A 16577-nucleotide genomic window follows, 5' to 3' on the forward strand; every position below is an offset into this window, starting at 1 on the left:
GGACGAGCGGCGGAGCCGCGACAAGGGGGTCTGGGGCAGAGCCCCAGGAAACGGTGAAAGGGCGGGACCGGGGCGCCCTCAATACCCGTACCCCTGCGGCGGAGCCGGCGGCGGCGGTGCCTGCCCGTCGCCGGAGGGCCGCTGCTGCGGCACCCACACCCCGCCCGGCGGGGTGTCCATGTCGTACTGCCCGTGCCCGTACGGTCCGTGCTGCTGCGGATACGCGGCCGTCTGCTGCCCGTACATGTCGTACGACGGCTGCTGCTCGTACCCGGGCGCGGGCGGCACCCCGGCGCCGATGTACGGGTCGGAGTACGCCGCGTACTGCCCCTGACCCTGCCCCTGGCCGTAGTCGTAACCGCCGCCGCCGAACACCGAAGCCGCCTCCTCGACGACCGGGAAGGCCGCCGTGTCACCCGGACCGGGCGGCGCCGGGGGGCCGGAGGCCGCGGGCCCGTCGGAGGGCTGCTGGGGAACCGTCGGCATCATGGTCGTCGCGGCTCCCGCCTCCGCCGCCGTCAGCCGCTTGCGGGCGGCGCCCGGCGTACCGGGAGCGGGCGGCGCGGCCGCGGACTCGGCCGCAGGAGCGGACGGCTCGGCGGCCGCACCGCGCCCGGGCCGGCCGCCGCGCCGCCGCCCACCGCCGGAAGCACGGGAAGCACGGGAAGTACCGGAAGCACGGGAAGCCCCGCGAGGAGCCTCGTCCCGCCCCTTCCGCCGCAGCGCCCAGCCCGCCGAGAAGCCGCGCCGGAACGACAGCGTCACGTAGACCTGGCCGATGGCGAACGCGACGGCGCCGACGGCGATGACGACCACGGAGGGCAGGACGACGCCGGCCACCACCCCGAGGAAGCCGGTGAACGCGAGCAGCCTCCACCGCAGTCGGGCCTTCTCCTGAAACAGCACTTCGCCGAGCAGCCACAGCCCGACGGCGCCGAACGCGATGTAGAGGACCGTCCAGCCCATGAATCGCCCCTCCAGTCCGGCCGCCGCGACCGGCGGGCCGTCAGGACCGCTGGTGCAGTCCCAGGTTCTCGTAGATTTCCAAGGTGGCCGTGGAGTGGTTCAGGGTAATGAAGTGCAGCCCCGGAGTCTCCTCGGCCATCAACCGGGCACACAGCTCCGTCGCGTACTCGATCCCGATCGAGCGTACAGCCGCCGGGTCGTCCTCCACCGCGCGGATCCGCTCCGCGAGGTCCGCGGGGAACGCGGCGTTGCTGAGCTGCGCGAACCGTTCGATCTGCCGGACGTTGGTGACGGGCATGATCTCGGGGATGATCGGCGTCTCGCAGCCGGCGGCGTGGACGCGGTCGCGGAGCCGCAGGTAGTCCTCAGCGTGGAAGAACATCTGGGTGATGGCGAAGTCGGCGCCCGCCCGGCACTTGTCGACGAAGTGGCGGACGTCGGTGTCCCAGTCGGTGGAGCGCGGGTGCATCTCGGGGAAGGCCGCGACGCCCACGCAGAAGTCGCCGGACTCCTTGATGAGCCGCACCAGTTCGACGGCGTAGTGCAACCCCTTGGGGTGACGCACCCAGTCCCCGGTGGGGTCGCCGGGCGGGTCGCCGCGCAGGGCGAGCATGTTGCGGATGCCGACGTCGGCGTACTGGCCGATGACGTTGCGCAGTTCGGCCACGGAGTGGTTGACGGCGGTGAGGTGGGCGACGGGGGTGAGGGTGGTGTCGGTCGCGATGCGCTCGGTCACCCGGACGGTGCCCTCGCGGGAGGAGCCGCCGGCGCCGTAGGTCACGGAGACGAAGGTGGGCGCGACCGCTTCGATCCGCCGGATGGCGTTCCAGAGCGTCCGCTCGCCCTTCTCGGTCTTGGGGGCCGCGAATTCGAAGGAGTACGAACGCTCGCCTGAAGCGAGCAGGTCACGCACGGTACGGGCGTGATCCGTCCTGGTGGAGGCAGTGCCAAGGGCCATACCGGTCAAGTTAACCAGCGGGGTGACGATCTTCCCAAGCACTGTCCACGATCTGGCCGCTTCCCGGCCCCGGGTGTCCGGTACGCCCTGCCCCGCCTTCCCCGGACCCTGCCCAAACACCGACTTTCCGGATTTTCCCGGACCGGCGGAAAGGATTCCGCCTTGATGCCTACGTCTCGCGAGGCAGGGGGGGAGCGGGTCCGGGTGGCGCGCTTCGTGGTCCTTCCGGACTGCGACGACGCGCTCTCCGCGGCCCCCTCCCTCATCCGCCAGGACACCCGGACCACCCCCCACCCCTCCGGCCGGCCCTGGATCGCCGGCCACTGGCACGACGGGGACGTCACCGCCGTACGGGCCGGCCGGGCCGCGCTGGCGGTGATCGGCTGCTGCCCCGTCCGGCCCGAGGAGCTCCGGCGCCGGGCCGACGTGCTGCGCGACCTGACCGCCCTGGACGGCCTGGCCCGCGCGCTCCCCGGCAGCTTCCACCTGGTGGCCGCGCTGGACGGCGCCGTCCGGGTCCAGGGCACGGCCTCCGGCCTGCGGCTGGTCTTCCGGGCCACCGTCGGCGGCGTCGAGGTGGCCGCCGGCGACGCACTGCCGCTCGCCGGCGCCCTGGACTCCGCGCCCGACGAGGAGGAACTGGCCGTCCGCCTGCTGTGGCCGGTCCCGCACCCCCTCTTCGCCACGTCGCTCTGGCGCGGCGTCACCGCCGTCCCCGCCGAGGACGCCCTGTACGTGTCCCGCGACGGGCGCTCCGTCCGGCACTCCCGCTGGTGGGCGCCGCCCGAACCGGTGCGCTCGATGTCCGGCGGCGCGACGACTACTTCAGCCGGCTGATCACCGTGGCCCCCGGCCCGGCGGCCCGGCGACGGCCCCTGCCGTGACGGCAGCCGGGACCAGGCGCCGGCCGGGCGCGGTCCGCACGGTGTTCCGGCTGACCGCGGGGCACCGCCCGGCGCTCGTCACCGCCACCGTCCTCACCCCGGTGGGCTCGGCGCTCGGCCTCGCGCAGCCGCTGCTCGCGCAGCGGATCGTGGACGCGAGCGCGGACGGCCGCCTGCTGTGGCCGCTGCTCTTCCTGGCCGCGCTGTTCGTGGCCGAGGCCGGCACGGCGGCGGTGGGCCGCTTCGTCCTGGAGCGGATGGGCGAGGGCGTCGTCCGCGGGCTGCGCCACCGGCTGGCCGGCCGGCTGCTGCGGCTGGAGATGCGCGAGTACGAGCGTCACCGGACCGGCGACCTCGTCTCCCGCGTCACCGTCGACACCACCGTGCTGCGCGAGGTCGTCTCCCAGGCCCTGGTGGACCTGGTCACCGGCGCGCCGGCCTCGGCGGGCGCGGTGGCGCTGACGCTCTGGCTCGACCCGCTCCGGCTGCTCCTGGTCGCCCTCACGGTGGCGGCGGCCGCCGCGGTGGTGACCTGTGTGCCCACCGGGATCCGCACGGCGTCGGAGCGGACGCAGCACGCCGTCGGGGCCATCGCGGCGGATCTCGAACGGGTCCTGGGCGCCCTGCCGATGGTCCGGGTGCACCGCGCGGAGGAACGGGCGCGCATCGCCGTCGTCGACCAGAACACCCACGTCGTCCACGGCTCGCTGTGGGACAACATCACCTACGCGGCACCGGGGGCGAGCCGTGCCGAGGTACGGCGGGTGGTCGAACTCGCGCGGCTAGCCGAGGTGGTGGACCGGCTGCCGGGCGGGCTCACGGGCCGGTCGGGGAGCGCGGCGCGACCCTGTCCGGCGGCGAGCGGCAGCGGGTGGCGCTGGCCCGGGCCCTGCTCACCCGCCCCGCGCTGCTGCTGGACGAGCCGACGTCGCAGCTCGACGCGGTCAACGAGCTGGCGCTGGGGCGGGTGATGCGCGAGATCACCGAGGAGTGCGCGCTGCTGGTGATCGCCCACCGGCTGTCCACCGTGCAGAACGCCGACCGCATCGTCGTCCTGCACGAGGGCCGGGCCGTCGCCTCGGGCCGGCACGAGGAGCTGCTGTCCGGCTGTGCCGCCTACCGCGAACTGGCGGCGGCACAGATGCTGCGGATGGGCTGAGACGGGGTCAGCCGCCGAGCTTCGGCAGGCCGGGCAGGTTGATGCTGCCGTCGTCGCCCTGCCGCGTGAAGGTCTCCCTCGGCCCGCCCTCCCAGAAGACCACCAGGGAGGTGGCGTCCGACTTCTCGATGAGGCCCATGGTGCGCTTGTCGCTTTTGTCCGTGCAGTCGTCGAGCTTGAATGACTTGCCGTTGACCGTGCCGGTGCAGGTGCGCTTGCCGTCGTGCGACACCAGGGCCGCGAACCCGCCGCCAATGCTCAGGGCCATCGGCCCGTCGGAGGTCTGCGCCAGGTAGACGCCCTCGGGGGAGCCGGCGGCGGGCTTGCCCTTGGAGCCGCCGCCCTTCGCGCCCTCACTCGGAGCGGCGGACCGCCCCACCGACTGCTCCGGCTTGACGTCGGCCTTCTTGCCGCCCTTGTCGTCCTTGTCGCCGCTCCCGCTCGAACACCCCGTCATCAGCACCGCGGCGATGAGCGCCGCCCCCGTGACCTGTGCCGCCTTGCGCACTGCCTGTCCCCCTCCGTCGTGTTCCGAACGCCCATAATCGAACGCCCGCACGACAACCTACCGGAGGTGTCAGTCGCGCTCGCGGATCCGGCGGGCCAGGCGGGCCGCGGCGTCGCCGGGGTCGTCGGCCTCGGTGAGGGCGCGGACGACGACGACGCGCCGGGCGCCGGCGTCGAGGACCTGGTCGAGGTTGCCCTCGTCGATGCCGCCGATGGCGAACCAGGGCCGCTCGGGCCGCAGCGCGGCGGTGTGCCGCACCAGGGAGAGGCCGGGCGCGGGGCGGCCGGGCTTGGTGGGGGTGGGCCAGCAGGGGCCGGTGCAGAAGTAGTCGACGCCCGGCTCGCGGATCGCCGCCTCGGCCTCGGCTTCGCTGTGCGTGGAGCGGCCGATCAGCACGTCGTCGCCGAGGATGGCGCGCGCGGCGGGTACGGGGAGGTCGCCCTGGCCCAGGTGCAGGACGTCGGAGCGGATGGCGTGGGCGACGTCGGCGCGGTCGTTCACCGCGAGGAGCCTGCCGTGCCGGCGGGCGGCGTCGGCCAGGACGGCCAGGTGCTCCAGCTCCTCGCCGGCCTCCATGCCCTTGTCGCGGAGCTGCACGATGTCGACGCCGCCGGCGAGGACGGCGTCCAGGAACTCGGGGAGGTCGCCCTGGCGCTTGCGCGCGTCGGTGCACAGGTACAGCCGGGCACCCGCGAGGGCCTCCCGGGCCGTCGGGGCGTGCGGAAGCGTACGGGCGGTGGCGGACATCGGGTTTCCCCCCGGGGTCGGCGGTGCGCGGACGGGACGGGCCCGGCCGCGCACCGCGGGCGGTTCACTGCGGAACGGTCAGACGGCGAGCGCCTGGGCGCGCCGCTTCACCTCCGTGCCGCGATTCTCCCGCAGCGCCTGCGCGGGCGTGCCCGGCAGGGTCGGGTCGGGAGTGAACAGCCACTCCAGCATCTCCTCGTCGGTGAACCCGTCGTCCTTCAGCAGGGTCAGGGTCCCGGCCAGGCCCTTCACCACCTTGCCTTCGGCGATGAAGTCGGCGGGTACCTGGAGCACCCGGTTCTCCCCGCGGCGCACGGCGATCAGCTGGCCCTCCTTCACCAGCTGCCGTACGCGCGTCACCTCCACGTCGAGCATCTCGGCGATGTCGGGGAGGGTGAGCCACTTGGGGACGAGAGCGTCGGTCTTCGTGTCAATCTCGGTCACGGGACAAGCCTGCCATCCGCCACGGACACCCGGTACCCGGGGACACCCGGGGGTGTCGTTTCCTGGGGCTGCGCCCCGGGCGTGCACATCAGCCCGTCCGGCGTTTGAGGACGAGCGGCGAAGCCGCGATCAGGGGGTCTGGGGGCTTGCCCTCAGGAAACGGCGAAAGGGCGGGACCGGGGCAACCTCACCCCACCGCCGACTTCAGCGGCACCCCCGCATCCGCCACCAGCCCCCGATCCACCACCGCGCCCTTCTCAATGAGCTTGCGCCCCTGCGCCAGATCCCGCGGCCGCCCCACCGCCAGCAGAGCGACCAGCACCCCGCCCCGCAACCAGCACACGGTCCACGCCGCCCCCGCCGGATCCCCCCGCCACACCAGCTCGTCGGCCGCCGCGTGATGCCCGGCGTACTGCACGAACCGCCCGAACTGCTCGGACCAGAAATAGGGCACCGGATCGTAGACCGGCCCCTCGGCCGGCCCGTGGACGATGTTCGCGGCGACGGTCTTCGGCCCCTGGAGGGCGTTGTCCCAGTGGTGGACGAGGAGCCGCTCCCCATACCGCGCGGAGGGGAAGGAGGCGCAGTCCCCGACCGCGTACACGTCCGGGACGGACGTCCGCAGCCGGTCGTCGGTGACGACGGAGCGGTCCGCCGCGAGCTCGACGCCCGAGCCGGCGAGCCAGCCGGTCGCGGGCCGCGCGCCGATGCCCACGACGACGGCGTCGGCGGCCAGCCGGGTGCCGTCGGCGAGCAGCACGGCCCCCGCCTCCAGGGCGGCCACCCGGGCGCCGGTGAGCAGCCGGGCGCCGCTCTGCGCGTACCAGTCGGCCATGGGGGCGGCGACCTCGGCGGGCAGCGCGCCGGCCAGCGGCCGGTCGGCGGCCTCGACGACGGTCACCCGGCAGCCGGCCTCGCGGGCGGCGGTGGCGAACTCGGCGCCGATCCAGCCGGCTCCGACGGCGACGACGTCACCCTTCCGCTCCAGCAACGGACGCAGCCGCTCCGCGTCGTCCAGGGTGCGCAGCAGATGCACACCCGGCAGGTCTTCGGCACCGGGCAGCCGGACCGGCTCGGCGCCGGTGGCCACCACCAGGACGTCGTACGGGACCGGGCCGTTCGGCGTGTCGACCTCGTGGTCGGCGGCGCGCAGCCCGGTGACCTCCAGGCCGAGGGCCAGCTCGATGTCCAGCGAGGCGAAGTCGACCTCGAAGGCGGACCCCTCCGCCTTGCCGAGCAGCACCGCCTTGGACAGCGGCGGTCGGTCGTAGGGCGGGTGGGGCTCGGCGCCCAGCAGGGTGATGGTGCCCCGCCAGCCCTGTTCGCGGAGGGCGACGGCGGTCTGCACGCCGGCCATGCCGGCGCCGGCGATGACGGCGCGCCGCCGCGCCGTGCCTCCCGCCGGCTCGTCGGGGGCCGTACCACTGCGGGTGTTCGTCTGCTCACTCACCCGATCACTGTAGGCGGGCGGACGAGGTCACCCGGAGCACCGTGCGGCGAGACCTCCGACACAACACCACCGCGCCGCGCACCCCCGGGCGGTCCCCCGCCGCCTTCCGTCGCGTTCGCGGCCCGTACTAGGGTGGCCGGTGCACAAGCACTCGCGGGAGCCCGGACGGACCGGGCTGAGAGGGAGGCTGGACGGCCTCCGACCGTACGAACCTGATCCGGGTCATGCCGGCGAAGGGAGGGGCTGGACGCCCATGCACGCGTCTACGCGCTCAGCACCGGGACCGTACGACGTCCTGGTGATCGGCGGCGGGATCATCGGCCTGGTGACCGCCTGGCGCGCCGCCCAGCGGGGCCTGCGGACCGCCGTCGCCGACCCGGCGCCCGGCGGTGGAGCCGCCCTCGTGGCGGCCGGAATGCTGGCCGCCGTCACCGAACTGCACTACGGCGAGCAGGCCCTGCTCGCCCTCAACCTGGCCTCGGCCCGCCGCTACCCCGACTTCACGGCCGAGCTGGAGGAGGCGAGCGGCCGGGACACCGGCTACCGCGCCTGCGGCACCCTCGCCGTCGCCCTCGACGCCGACGACCGCGCCCACCTGCGCGAACTCGGCGCGTTCCAGCGGCGCTGCGGGCTTGAGGCGGAGTGGCTGACCGGCCGCGAGTGCCGCCGCCTGGAACCGATGCTCGCCCCCGGCGTCCAGGGCGGCCTGCGCGTGGACGGCGACCACCAGACCGACCCCCGGCGGCTGGCCGCCGCCCTGCTGACGGCCTGTGAACGCGCCGGGGTCACCCTCCACCGCACGGCCGTCGCCCGGGTGCTGCTCGACGGCGACCGGGCCGCGGGCGCCGAACTCGCCGACGGCGGACGGATCGCCGCCGGCCAGACCGTCCTCGCGGCCGGCAGCCACAGCGGCCGGATAGCCGGGCTGCCCGACGCCGTCCTGCCGCCGGTCCGCCCGGTCAAGGGCCAGACGCTGCGGCTGCGGATCCCCGAGGCGTACCGGCCGTTCCTCTCCCGCACCGTCCGGGCGGTCGTCCGCGGCAACCCCGTCTACCTGGTGCCCCGGGAGAACGGTGAACTGGTGATCGGCGCGACCACCGAGGAGCTGGGCTGGGACACCACCGTCACCGCCGGCGGCGTCTACGAACTGCTGCGCGACGCGCACGAGCTGGTGCCCGGCCTCACCGAGCTGCCGCTCGCCGAGACCTCGGCCGGGCTGCGCCCCGGCTCCCCCGACAACGCGCCCCTGCTCGGCCCGACCGAGCTGCCGGGCCTCCACGTGGCCACCGGCCACCACCGCAACGGCGTCCTGCTGACCCCGCTCACCGGGGACGTCATGGCCGAGGCGCTGACCACCGGGCGGCTGCCCGAGGAGGCCCGCCCGTTCTCCCCCCGCCGGTTCGCCGCGTCCGGCGCCGCTTCCTCTTCCGCTACCGCTACCGCTCTCGCCCAGGAGCCCTCCGCATGACCGACGTCCACACCATCCACGTCAACGGCGAGCGGCGCGCCGTCCCGCCCGGGACCACCCTCGCGACGCTCGTCACCGGCCTCACCGGTCGTCCGGACTCCCCGGGCGGCGTGGCCGCCGCCGTCAACGAGGCCGTCGTCCCGCGCGGCCGCTGGGCGGACACGCCCCTGCGCGACGGCGACCGCGTCGAGGTGCTCACCGCGGTGCAGGGAGGCTGACATGGCGGACGACGTGCTCACCATCGCCGGCACCCCCTTCACCTCCCGCCTGATCATGGGCACGGGCGGGGCGCCCAGCCTCGACGTCCTGGAACGGGCCCTGCTCGCCTCCGGCACCGAACTGACCACCGTCGCGATGCGCCGCCTCGACCCGGCGGTCCGCGGCTCGGTCCTCTCCGTCCTCGAACGGCACGGCATCCGGGTGCTGCCCAACACCGCCGGCTGCTTCACCGCCGGCGAGGCCGTGCTCACCGCCCGGCTGGCCCGCGAGGCGCTCGGCACCGACTGGGTGAAGCTGGAGGTCATCGCCGACGAGCGCACCCTCCTCCCCGACCCCATCGAGCTCCTCGACGCGGCCGAGATCCTCGTCGACGACGGCTTCACCGTCCTCCCCTACACCAACGACGACCCCGTCCTCGCCCGCCGCCTGGAGGACGCCGGCTGCGCCGCCATCATGCCCCTCGGCTCCCCCATCGGCTCCGGCCTAGGCATCCGCAACCCGCACAACTTCCAGCTGATCACCGAGCGGGCGCGGGTCCCGGTCATCCTGGACGCGGGCGCGGGCACCGCCTCCGACGCGGCGCTCGCCATGGAGCTGGGGTGCGCCGCCGTGATGCTCGCCTCCGCGGTGACGCGCGCCCAGGAGCCGGTCCTCATGGCGGAGGCCATGCGCCACGCGGTCGAGGCGGGACGCCTCGCGCACCGGGCGGGGCGCATCCCGCGGCGCCATTTCGCGGAGGCTTCCTCGCCTACGGCGGGTATGGCGGTCCTTGATCCGGAGCGACCGGCTTTCAGCGCGCTCTGAGGAGAGTGGTCCCCAGCCCCGCCCCTTCCCGTTTCTTGCAGGGGCTGCGCCCCGCACCCCCGAAGCGCCCTGCGGGCTCCCCCAGAGGGGGCACCCCCAGTCCTCAAACGCCGGACGGGCTGTTCATCCAGCCCGTCCGGCGTTTGAGGACGAGCGGCGGAGCCGCGACAAGCGGGGTCTGGGGCGCAGCCCCAGGAAACGGCGAAGGGGCGGGCCAGGGGCAACCCCAATGTCACCGTTCCGCACCCGTAGCTCCGGACGGCCCCACGAAAGCACAGCCGACCACCGATCACTCGTAGACTCGTCAACCGTGGATACGACCCTGCCGGACCCCCTCGTCGACCAGCTGCTCGACGGCCGCTACCGCATTCAGGCGCGGGTAGCCGCAGGCGGCATGGCCACGGTCTACCGGGCCCTGGACACCCGGCTCGACCGGGTGGTCGCCGTCAAGGTGATGCACCCGTCCCTCGCCGCGGACACGGTCTTCGTCGAACGCTTCATCCGGGAGGCCAAGTCGGCGGCGCGCCTGGACCACCCGAACGTGGTCGGCGTCTACGACCAGGGGACGGACCGCGGGTACGTCTACCTCGCGATGGAGTACGTGGCCGGCTGCACGCTGCGGGACGTGCTGCGCGAGCGGGGCGCGCTCCAGCCGCGGGCGGCGCTGGACATCGCGGAGCCGGTGCTGGCCGCGCTGGGCGCCGCCCACCGCGCGGGCCTGGTGCACCGCGACATGAAGCCGGAGAACGTGCTGATCGGCGACGACGGCCGGGTCAAGGTCGCCGACTTCGGCCTCGCCCGCACCGTGGGCACCAGCAGCGCCACGAACACCGGTTCCATCCTGGGCACCGTCTCGTACCTCGCGCCCGAGCAGATCGAGCACGGCACCGCGGACACCCGCACCGACGTCTACGCCTGCGGGGTCGTCCTCTACGAGATGCTCACCGGCGTCAAGCCGCACAGCGGCGCCAGCCCCGCCCAGATCCTCTACCAGCACCTGCACCGGGACGTGCCCGCGCCGTCGCAGGAGGTCCCGGGGCTGGCCCCGGAGCTCGACGACCTGGTGACCGTGGCCACCGCCCGCGACCCGGAGCTGCGCCCGTCGGACGCCGTCGGCATGCTGGGCCTGGTCCGGGCGGCCCGCGCGACGCTGTCCCGCGAGCAGTTGGACGCCCGGCCGCCGCTGGCCGGCGGGGCGGCCCCGGCCGGCGACGAGGACCCGACGAGCGTCCTGCCGCGCCCGGTCACCGTACGGCCGGTGACCCCGGCGGAGGCCCCCGTACCGGACCCGATGGACATGACGGCGCGGTTCGACGGCCCGCCCGAGCCCCCGCCGCCGCCCGCTCCCCCGGCTCCGCCGCGGCGGTTCGCCGCCCTGCGGCGCCGGCCGCGGCGCGCGGTGCTGGTGGTGGCCGGCGTGCTGCTGGCCCTGCTGGCCGGCACGGGCGTCTGGTACATCAACGCCGGCCAGTTCACCTCCGTCCCGGCCGTGCTGGACCTCACCCAGGCGCAGGCCGAGAAGAAGCTGGAGAAGTCCGGCCTCAAGACGCGGATCCGCCCCGAGTTCAGCGACACCGTCGAGCGCGGCCACGTGATGTCCACCGACCCCAAGCCCGGCGAGCGCATCCGGAACACCGGCCGGGTGACCGTCGTCGTCTCCCGCGGCCCGGAGCGGGCCGAGGTGCCCAACGTCGTGGGCATGCGGCTGGACGAGGCGAAGAAACGGATCGCCCAGGCGGGTCTGACGGTCGGCGACGTCCGGACGCAGTTCAGCGACGAGACCCCGCAGGGCGAGGTCCTCTCCAGCGACCCCCGGGGCGGCGACGAGCGGCGCCCCGACTCCCCGGTGTCCCTGGTGGTCAGCAAGGGCGAGCCGGTGGACGTGCCGGACGTGTCCGGTCTCCTGCCGGACGACGCCGAGTCCGTGCTGAGCGACGCCGGCCTGCGGATCAAGGTCTCCGACGCGCAGGTGTACTCCGACCGGGAGAAGGGCGACGTCGCCGAGCAGTCACCGGCCCGGGGCGTGCAGGCGGCCAAGGGCGACACCGTGACCGTCACCCTGTCCAAGGGCAAGGAGATGCTCACCGTCCCCGACGTCACCGGCAAGAACGAGGCCGACGCCAAGCGGATCCTGACCGCCGCCGGCTTCCAGGTCCGGGTGGACCGGCCGTTCTTCTTCCCCCGCGACTCCGTGGACAGCCAGTCGGTCCGGGCCGGCGACAAGGCCGCCCGCGGCGACACGATCACCATCCGCCTCAAGGGAGCACTGTGATGGCGGGCATACCCCGCAACCCCGTCGGCGGCCACATCCCCGTGGCCGGCGGCCTCGCCCGCACCGGCCTGCCCTACGCGCGGGAGATCGGCGCCGAGGCCGTGCAGGTCTTCGTCGCCAACCCGCGCGGCTGGGCGACGCCGCCCGGCAGCCCGCGGCAGGACGAGGAGTTCCGCGCGGGCTGCGCGGCGGCCGGGCTGCCGGTGTACGTCCACGCGCCCTACCTGATCAACTTCGGCTCCCACACCGAGGCGACCGCCGAACGCTCCGTGGACTCCCTCCGCCACTCCCTCCACCGGGGCCGGCAGATCGGCGCCCGCGGCGTCGTCGTCCACACCGGCTCCGCCACCGGCGGCCGCCCGCGCGCCGAGGCCCTCGCCCAGGTGGGCGAGCGCCTGCTCCCCCTCCTCGACGAACTGACCCACGACGACGACCCCCGCCTCCTCCTGGAGCCGACGGCCGGCCAGGGCGCGTCCCTCTGCTCCTGGATCGCCGACCTGGGCCCCTACTTCGACGTCCTCGGTCACCACCCGAAGCTCGGTGTCTGCCTCGACACGTGCCACTTGTTCGCGGCCGGCCATGATCTCGCCGCTCCCGGCGGGATGAAGGCGGCTCTCGACGAGCTCGTCGCCGTGGTCGGGCCGGGGCGGCTCGGGCTCATCCATGCGAATGACTCGAAGGATGTGGCGGGGGCGCACAAGGACCGGCACGAGAACATCGGCTCGGGGCATATCGGGGCCGCCCCCTTCGCGGATCTGTTCGTCCACCCGGAGACGGAGGGCGTCCCGCTGACGATTGAAACGCCTGGTGGCGTGGCGGGGCATGCGGCGGATGTGGCGCGGCTGAAGGGGTTGCGGGGCTGAGCCCCGCGGGAGTTTGCCCCAGCCCCGCCCTTTCACCGTTTCTTGCGGGGGCAAGCCCCCGCACCCCTGAAACCGCGCTTCGCGCGGTTGTCCTCAAACGCCGGACAGGCTGAAGTGCGCGCCCGAGGCGGCACTATCCAGCCCGTCCGGCGTTTGAGGACGAGCGGCGAAGCCGCGATCAGGGGGTCTGGGGGCGCAGCCCCCAGGAATCGGCGAAGGGGTGGGGCCGGGGCACCCCCACCGCGGCCAGCAGCCGCCCCACCACCCCCACCCCGTCCAACGTCAGCACCGACTCCGGATGAAACTGCACCCCGGCGAACCCGGGCCCGCGCAGAGCGTGGACCTCGCGCGTCACCGGATCCACCGCGACCTCCACCCCGTGCGCCCCGAGCTCCCCCGCCACCGCCGCATCACACCGCGCGGTGAACGTGTTGTAGAACCCGACCGTCTCGGACCGCCCGAAGAAGTCGATCCGCTCCTGCGCCCCCTGAAAAGGCACCGCCTTCCGGACGATCTCCAACCCCAGCTCAGCCGCGATGAGTTCGTGCCCGAGGCAGACCCCGAGGAGCCCGTGCCGATGCCCGGCGAGGAGATCGGCGGTCAGCCCGCGCAGCAGCCGCATGCGGGGGTCGCCGGCGGCGGACGGATCGCCGGGGCCGGGCCCCAGGACGACCGGGCCCTCGTGGGCGAGGGCCGCCTCGCGCAGGCCGGGCTCGTCGAAGCGCCGGACGGTGACGTCGAACCCCGAGGCCCGCAGCAGATGGCCGAGCATGGCCGTGAACGTGTCCTCGGCGTCGACGACGAGCGCGTGCCCGGACGCAGCACCGGACCCGGCCCCGGGCACCGGATCCTGCATCCGCAGCCAGAACGGCGCCAGATCCGCCCGCCGAGCGTCCAGCGCGGCCCGCACCCGCGGATCGTCGGCGAGCCCGGCGGAAACGCCCGCGGCCGGGCGCCCGCCACCCGGCCGGACGCCGAGCGCCGCCAGCACGGCCGCCGCCTTCGCGTGCGTCTCTGCCACCTCGCCGCGCGGGTCGGAGTGCCGGACGAGGGTGGCGCCGACGGAGAGCCGCAGCCGGCCGCGCCGGTCGATGTCGGCGGTGCGGATGAGGATGGGGGAGTCCAGGGTCCGGGCGCCGCCCGCGTCGCGGCCGATGAGGGCGAGGGCGCCCGCGTAGTAGCCGCGCCCGTCGGCCTCGTGGCGGCGGATGACCCGGCAGGCGTTCTCGACCGGCGAGCCGGTGACCGTCGCCGCGAACATCGTCTCCTTCAGTACCTCCCGCACGTCCAGCGACGACCGTCCCCGCAGTTCGTACTCGGTGTGCGCGAGGTGGGCCATCTCGCGCAGCCGCGGGCCGATGACCACGCCGCCCCGGTCGCCGACGGTGCACATCATCTTCAGCTCCTCGTCCACGACCATGGACAGCTCCTCCACCTCCTTGCGGTCGTGGAGGAAGGCGAGCAGCCCCTCGGCGGAGGGCCCCTCGGCCGGGTAGCGGTAGGTGCCGCTGATCGGGTTCATCACCACCGTGCCGCCGGACATCCGCACATGGACCTCGGGGCTCGCCCCGACCAGCGTCCGGTCGCCGGTGTGCACGACATACGTCCAGTACGCGCCGCGCTCGCCGGACAGCAGCCGCCGGAAGAGGGCCAGCGCGTCGGCCGCGCAGAACCCGTGGATCTCCCCCTCGAAGGTGCGGCGGACCACGAAGTCCGCCCCCTCCCCCGTGCCGATCTCGTCCCGCACGACCCGCTCGACGATCCGCGCGTACTCCTCGTCGCCCACGTCGAACGCGCCGCCCTCCACCCGCACCTCGTGCGCGGGGAGCGCGGCGAGGACGTCGGCGAGCGGCAGCTCGTACGTCTCCTCGGGGCGCAGGACGAGCAGCGGCGTCCCGTCGTCCCGCACCTCGAAGCCGCGCTCGCGCAGCTGCCGGAACGGGACGAGGGCCAGCGCGTCGTGCGCCGGGCCGCCCGGGGCGGGCGGGCCGTCGGGCAGCGCGATGTCCGCGAGCCGCTCGGCTTCGGCGACCGGGCCGGTGAGCAGCTCGACGGTGTCCCCGGCCAGGCCGGGGGTGCGGCGGTGGAGCAGGGCGAACGGCGGGTGGCCCGGGGCGGTGAGCCGGGTCAAGAGAGTCGCGGTCGTGTCGTGCACTGGACGGGTTCCTTCCGGTGGGGAGAGGAACGGCCCGGGCCCGGAAACGCCGAAGGCCGCCCCTCGGGCGGCCTCGCGTCGGTGTGGGTACGCGCAGTCAGTGGGCCGCCGGATGAGCGGTCCACCACCAGTTCTGGTTGCTGTGTGCGTACATGCCGCGCACCTTACCGGATGGCGGAGAACTTCGTCTCAGAGTCCGGTCCGCAGGATGGATGGGCGTCCGCACCCCGTAATGTGGGGAGCGTGACCGTGAACGCTGAAATCCACGCCGGTGGCAACACCTGGCGCTCCCTGCCCGCGGCGCAGCAGCCTGACTGGCCGGACTCCGAGGCTCTGCGCGATGTGATCGCCGAGCTCGAGTCCTATCCGCCTCTCGTCTTCGCCGGTGAGTGCGACCAGCTGCGTCAGCGTCTGGCCGCGGTGGCCCGGGGCGAGGCGTTCCTGCTCCAGGGCGGCGACTGCGCCGAGGCGTTCGACGCGGTCGGCGCGGACCAGATCCGCAACAAGCTCAAGACGCTGCTCCAGATGGGTGCGGTGCTCACCTACGCCGGTTCCGTGCCGGTCGTCAAGGTCGGCCGGATCGCCGGCCAGTACAGCAAGCCGCGTTCGAAGCCGACCGAGACCCGGGACGGCGTGACCCTGCCGACCTACCGGGGCGACTCGGTCAACGGCTTCGCCTTCACGCCCGAGGCCCGGACCCCGGACCCGCAGCGGCTGAAGCGGATGTACCAGGCGTCGGCGTCCACGCTGAACCTGGTGCGCGCCTTCACCACGGGCGGCTACGCGGATCTGCGCCAGGTGCACGCCTGGAACCAGGACTTCGTCCGCTCCTCGCCGTCCGGCCAGCGCTACGAGCAGCTGGCGCGGGAGATCGACCGTGCGATGAACTTCATGAACGCCTGCGGGGTGGACCCGGAGGAGTTCAGGACGGTCGAGTTCTACGCCTCGCACGAGGCGCTGATCCTGGACTACGAGTCGGCGCTGACCCGTGTCGACTCGCGGACCGGCCGGCTGTACGACGTGTCGGGCCACATGGTGTGGATCGGCGAGCGCACCCGGCAGCTGGACGGGGCGCACATCGAGTTCGCGTCGAAGATCCGCAACCCGATCGGCGTGAAGCTGGGTCCGACGACCACGCCCGAGGAGGCGCTGACCCTCATCGAGCGGCTGGACCCGGAGCGCGAGCCGGGCCGGCTGACGTTCATCACCCGGATGGGCGCGGACAAGATCCGCGACAAGCTGCCCACCCTGGTGGAGAAGGTCACGGCGTCCGGCGCCCAGGTGGTGTGGGTCTCCGACCCGATGCACGGCAACACCTTCGAGGCGGCCTCGGGCCACAAGACCCGCCGCTTCGACGACGTGCTGGACGAGGTCAAGGGCTTCTTCGAGGTCCACAAGGCGCTGGGCACCCACCCGGGCGGCATCCACGTCGAGCTGACCGGCGACGACGTCACCGAGTGCGTGGGCGGCGGCGACGAGATCTTCGTGGACGACCTCCACCAGCGGTACGAGACGGCCTGCGACCCGCGGCTCAACCGCAGCCAGTCGCTGGACCTGGCCTTCCTGGTCGCGGAGATGTACCGGGACCAGTGACCGGCCGCTGAGCCGGCATACGCGAGGGGCGCGGATCTGTGATCCGCGCCCCTCCGTGCTACCGCGCGTTGTCGCCGCCGGAGCGGG

17 protein-coding genes and 1 riboswitch are annotated in these 16577 nt (G+C 74.2%); of the genes, 9 read left to right on the plus strand and 8 right to left on the minus strand.

The window, feature by feature from the left end; genetic code table 11:
* Window positions 1–78: 78 nt before the first annotated feature.
* Complete coding sequence (locus JNW98_RS05040; protein WP_223766844.1) at window positions 79–966, minus strand: hypothetical protein; 888 nt, start codon at window positions 964–966, stop codon at window positions 79–81.
* A 40-nt stretch (window positions 967–1006) separates the two neighbouring features.
* On the minus strand, window positions 1007–1924 hold the full coding sequence (gene metF, locus JNW98_RS05045) for a methylenetetrahydrofolate reductase [NAD(P)H] (RefSeq protein ID WP_223766845.1): 918 nt from the start codon (window positions 1922–1924) through the stop codon (window positions 1007–1009).
* Between the two features lie 165 nt (window positions 1925–2089).
* Here metF and JNW98_RS05050 point away from each other — a divergent pair, with 165 nt between their 5' ends.
* The 3 genes from JNW98_RS05050 to JNW98_RS37015 are packed head-to-tail and all read left to right on the plus strand — an operon-like array spanning window position 2090 to window position 3967.
* On the plus strand, window positions 2090–2761 hold the full coding sequence (locus tag JNW98_RS05050) for a hypothetical protein (RefSeq protein WP_308015482.1): 672 nt from the start codon (window positions 2090–2092) through the stop codon (window positions 2759–2761).
* A gap of 43 nt (window positions 2762–2804) precedes the next feature.
* Window positions 2805–3779, plus strand: coding sequence for an ABC transporter transmembrane domain-containing protein (locus tag JNW98_RS05055; protein ID WP_308015483.1), 975 nt, complete (start codon window positions 2805–2807; stop codon window positions 3777–3779).
* Window positions 3680–3967 carry a hypothetical protein gene (locus tag JNW98_RS37015; RefSeq protein WP_308015484.1) on the plus strand — a complete coding sequence of 96 codons (288 nt, stop codon included), beginning with the start codon at window positions 3680–3682 and terminating at the stop codon, window positions 3965–3967. Before JNW98_RS05055 ends, JNW98_RS37015 begins: the two co-directional genes overlap by 100 nt.
* A 7-nt stretch (window positions 3968–3974) precedes the next feature.
* Here the strand turns inward: JNW98_RS37015 and JNW98_RS05060 are convergent, their stop codons facing one another.
* The 4 genes from JNW98_RS05060 to JNW98_RS05075 all read right to left on the minus strand — a co-directional run bounded on the left by JNW98_RS05060 (window position 3975) and on the right by JNW98_RS05075 (window position 7116).
* Window positions 3975–4475 (minus strand): hypothetical protein, encoded by a 501-nt coding sequence (locus JNW98_RS05060; protein WP_223766846.1) that lies wholly within the window; start codon window positions 4473–4475, stop codon window positions 3975–3977.
* 69 nt (window positions 4476–4544) lie between these two features.
* Window positions 4545–5222 (minus strand): thiamine phosphate synthase, encoded by a 678-nt coding sequence (gene thiE / locus JNW98_RS05065; protein ID WP_223766847.1) that lies wholly within the window; start codon window positions 5220–5222, stop codon window positions 4545–4547.
* A 78-nt stretch (window positions 5223–5300) separates the two neighbouring features.
* Window positions 5301–5666 (minus strand): Rv2175c family DNA-binding protein, encoded by a 366-nt coding sequence (locus JNW98_RS05070; protein ID WP_223766848.1) that lies wholly within the window; start codon window positions 5664–5666, stop codon window positions 5301–5303.
* Window positions 5667–5853: 187 nt separating this feature from the next.
* Entirely contained in the window at window positions 5854–7116 is a 1263-nt protein-coding gene (locus JNW98_RS05075; RefSeq protein ID WP_223766849.1) for an NAD(P)/FAD-dependent oxidoreductase, read from the minus strand.
* 143 nt (window positions 7117–7259) lie between these two features.
* Window positions 7260–7372, plus strand: a riboswitch (TPP riboswitch).
* On the opposite strand from JNW98_RS05075, the gene thiO reads away from it, so the two are divergent.
* The 5 genes from thiO (at window position 7370) to JNW98_RS05100 (ending at window position 12742) form a co-directional block, all read left to right on the plus strand.
* Window positions 7370–8584, plus strand: coding sequence for a glycine oxidase ThiO (gene thiO / locus JNW98_RS05080; protein ID WP_223766850.1), 1215 nt, complete (start codon window positions 7370–7372; stop codon window positions 8582–8584). It overlaps the preceding riboswitch by 3 nt.
* Window positions 8581–8802, plus strand: coding sequence for a sulfur carrier protein ThiS (thiS, locus tag JNW98_RS05085; RefSeq protein ID WP_223766851.1), 222 nt, complete (start codon window positions 8581–8583; stop codon window positions 8800–8802). The genes thiO and thiS overlap by 4 nt, the downstream gene beginning before the upstream one ends.
* A gap of 1 nt (window position 8803) precedes the next feature.
* Entirely contained in the window at window positions 8804–9607 is an 804-nt protein-coding gene (locus JNW98_RS05090; protein WP_223766852.1) for a thiazole synthase, read from the plus strand.
* Window positions 9608–9917: 310 nt separating this feature from the next.
* On the plus strand, window positions 9918–11879 hold the full coding sequence (gene pknB, locus JNW98_RS05095; RefSeq protein ID WP_223766853.1) for a Stk1 family PASTA domain-containing Ser/Thr kinase: 1962 nt from the start codon (window positions 9918–9920) through the stop codon (window positions 11877–11879).
* Window positions 11879–12742 carry a deoxyribonuclease IV gene (locus tag JNW98_RS05100; protein WP_223766854.1) on the plus strand — a complete coding sequence of 288 codons (864 nt, stop codon included), beginning with the start codon at window positions 11879–11881 and terminating at the stop codon, window positions 12740–12742. The genes pknB and JNW98_RS05100 overlap by 1 nt, the downstream gene beginning before the upstream one ends.
* Before the next feature lie 178 nt (window positions 12743–12920).
* On the opposite strand, the gene JNW98_RS05105 is transcribed toward JNW98_RS05100, so the two are convergent.
* Both JNW98_RS05105 and JNW98_RS36815 read right to left on the minus strand, forming a co-directional pair.
* Window positions 12921–14897 carry an anthranilate synthase family protein gene (locus tag JNW98_RS05105; RefSeq protein WP_223766855.1) on the minus strand — a complete coding sequence of 659 codons (1977 nt, stop codon included), beginning with the start codon at window positions 14895–14897 and terminating at the stop codon, window positions 12921–12923.
* A gap of 97 nt (window positions 14898–14994) precedes the next feature.
* A complete protein-coding gene (locus tag JNW98_RS36815) occupies window positions 14995–15051 on the minus strand; it encodes a trp operon leader peptide (protein WP_223766914.1) in 57 nt (18 codons plus the stop codon).
* Between the two features lie 89 nt (window positions 15052–15140).
* Between JNW98_RS36815 and JNW98_RS05115 the strand changes: the two genes are divergently transcribed.
* Window positions 15141–16490: a class II 3-deoxy-7-phosphoheptulonate synthase gene (locus JNW98_RS05115; protein ID WP_223766856.1), complete on the plus strand. Its 1350-nt coding sequence runs from the start codon at window positions 15141–15143 to the stop codon at window positions 16488–16490.
* Window positions 16491–16577: the final 87 nt, after the last annotated feature.

Source organism: Streptomyces huiliensis, assembly GCF_020037025.1.
GTDB lineage: Bacteria > Actinomycetota > Actinomycetes > Streptomycetales > Streptomycetaceae > Streptomyces > Streptomyces huiliensis.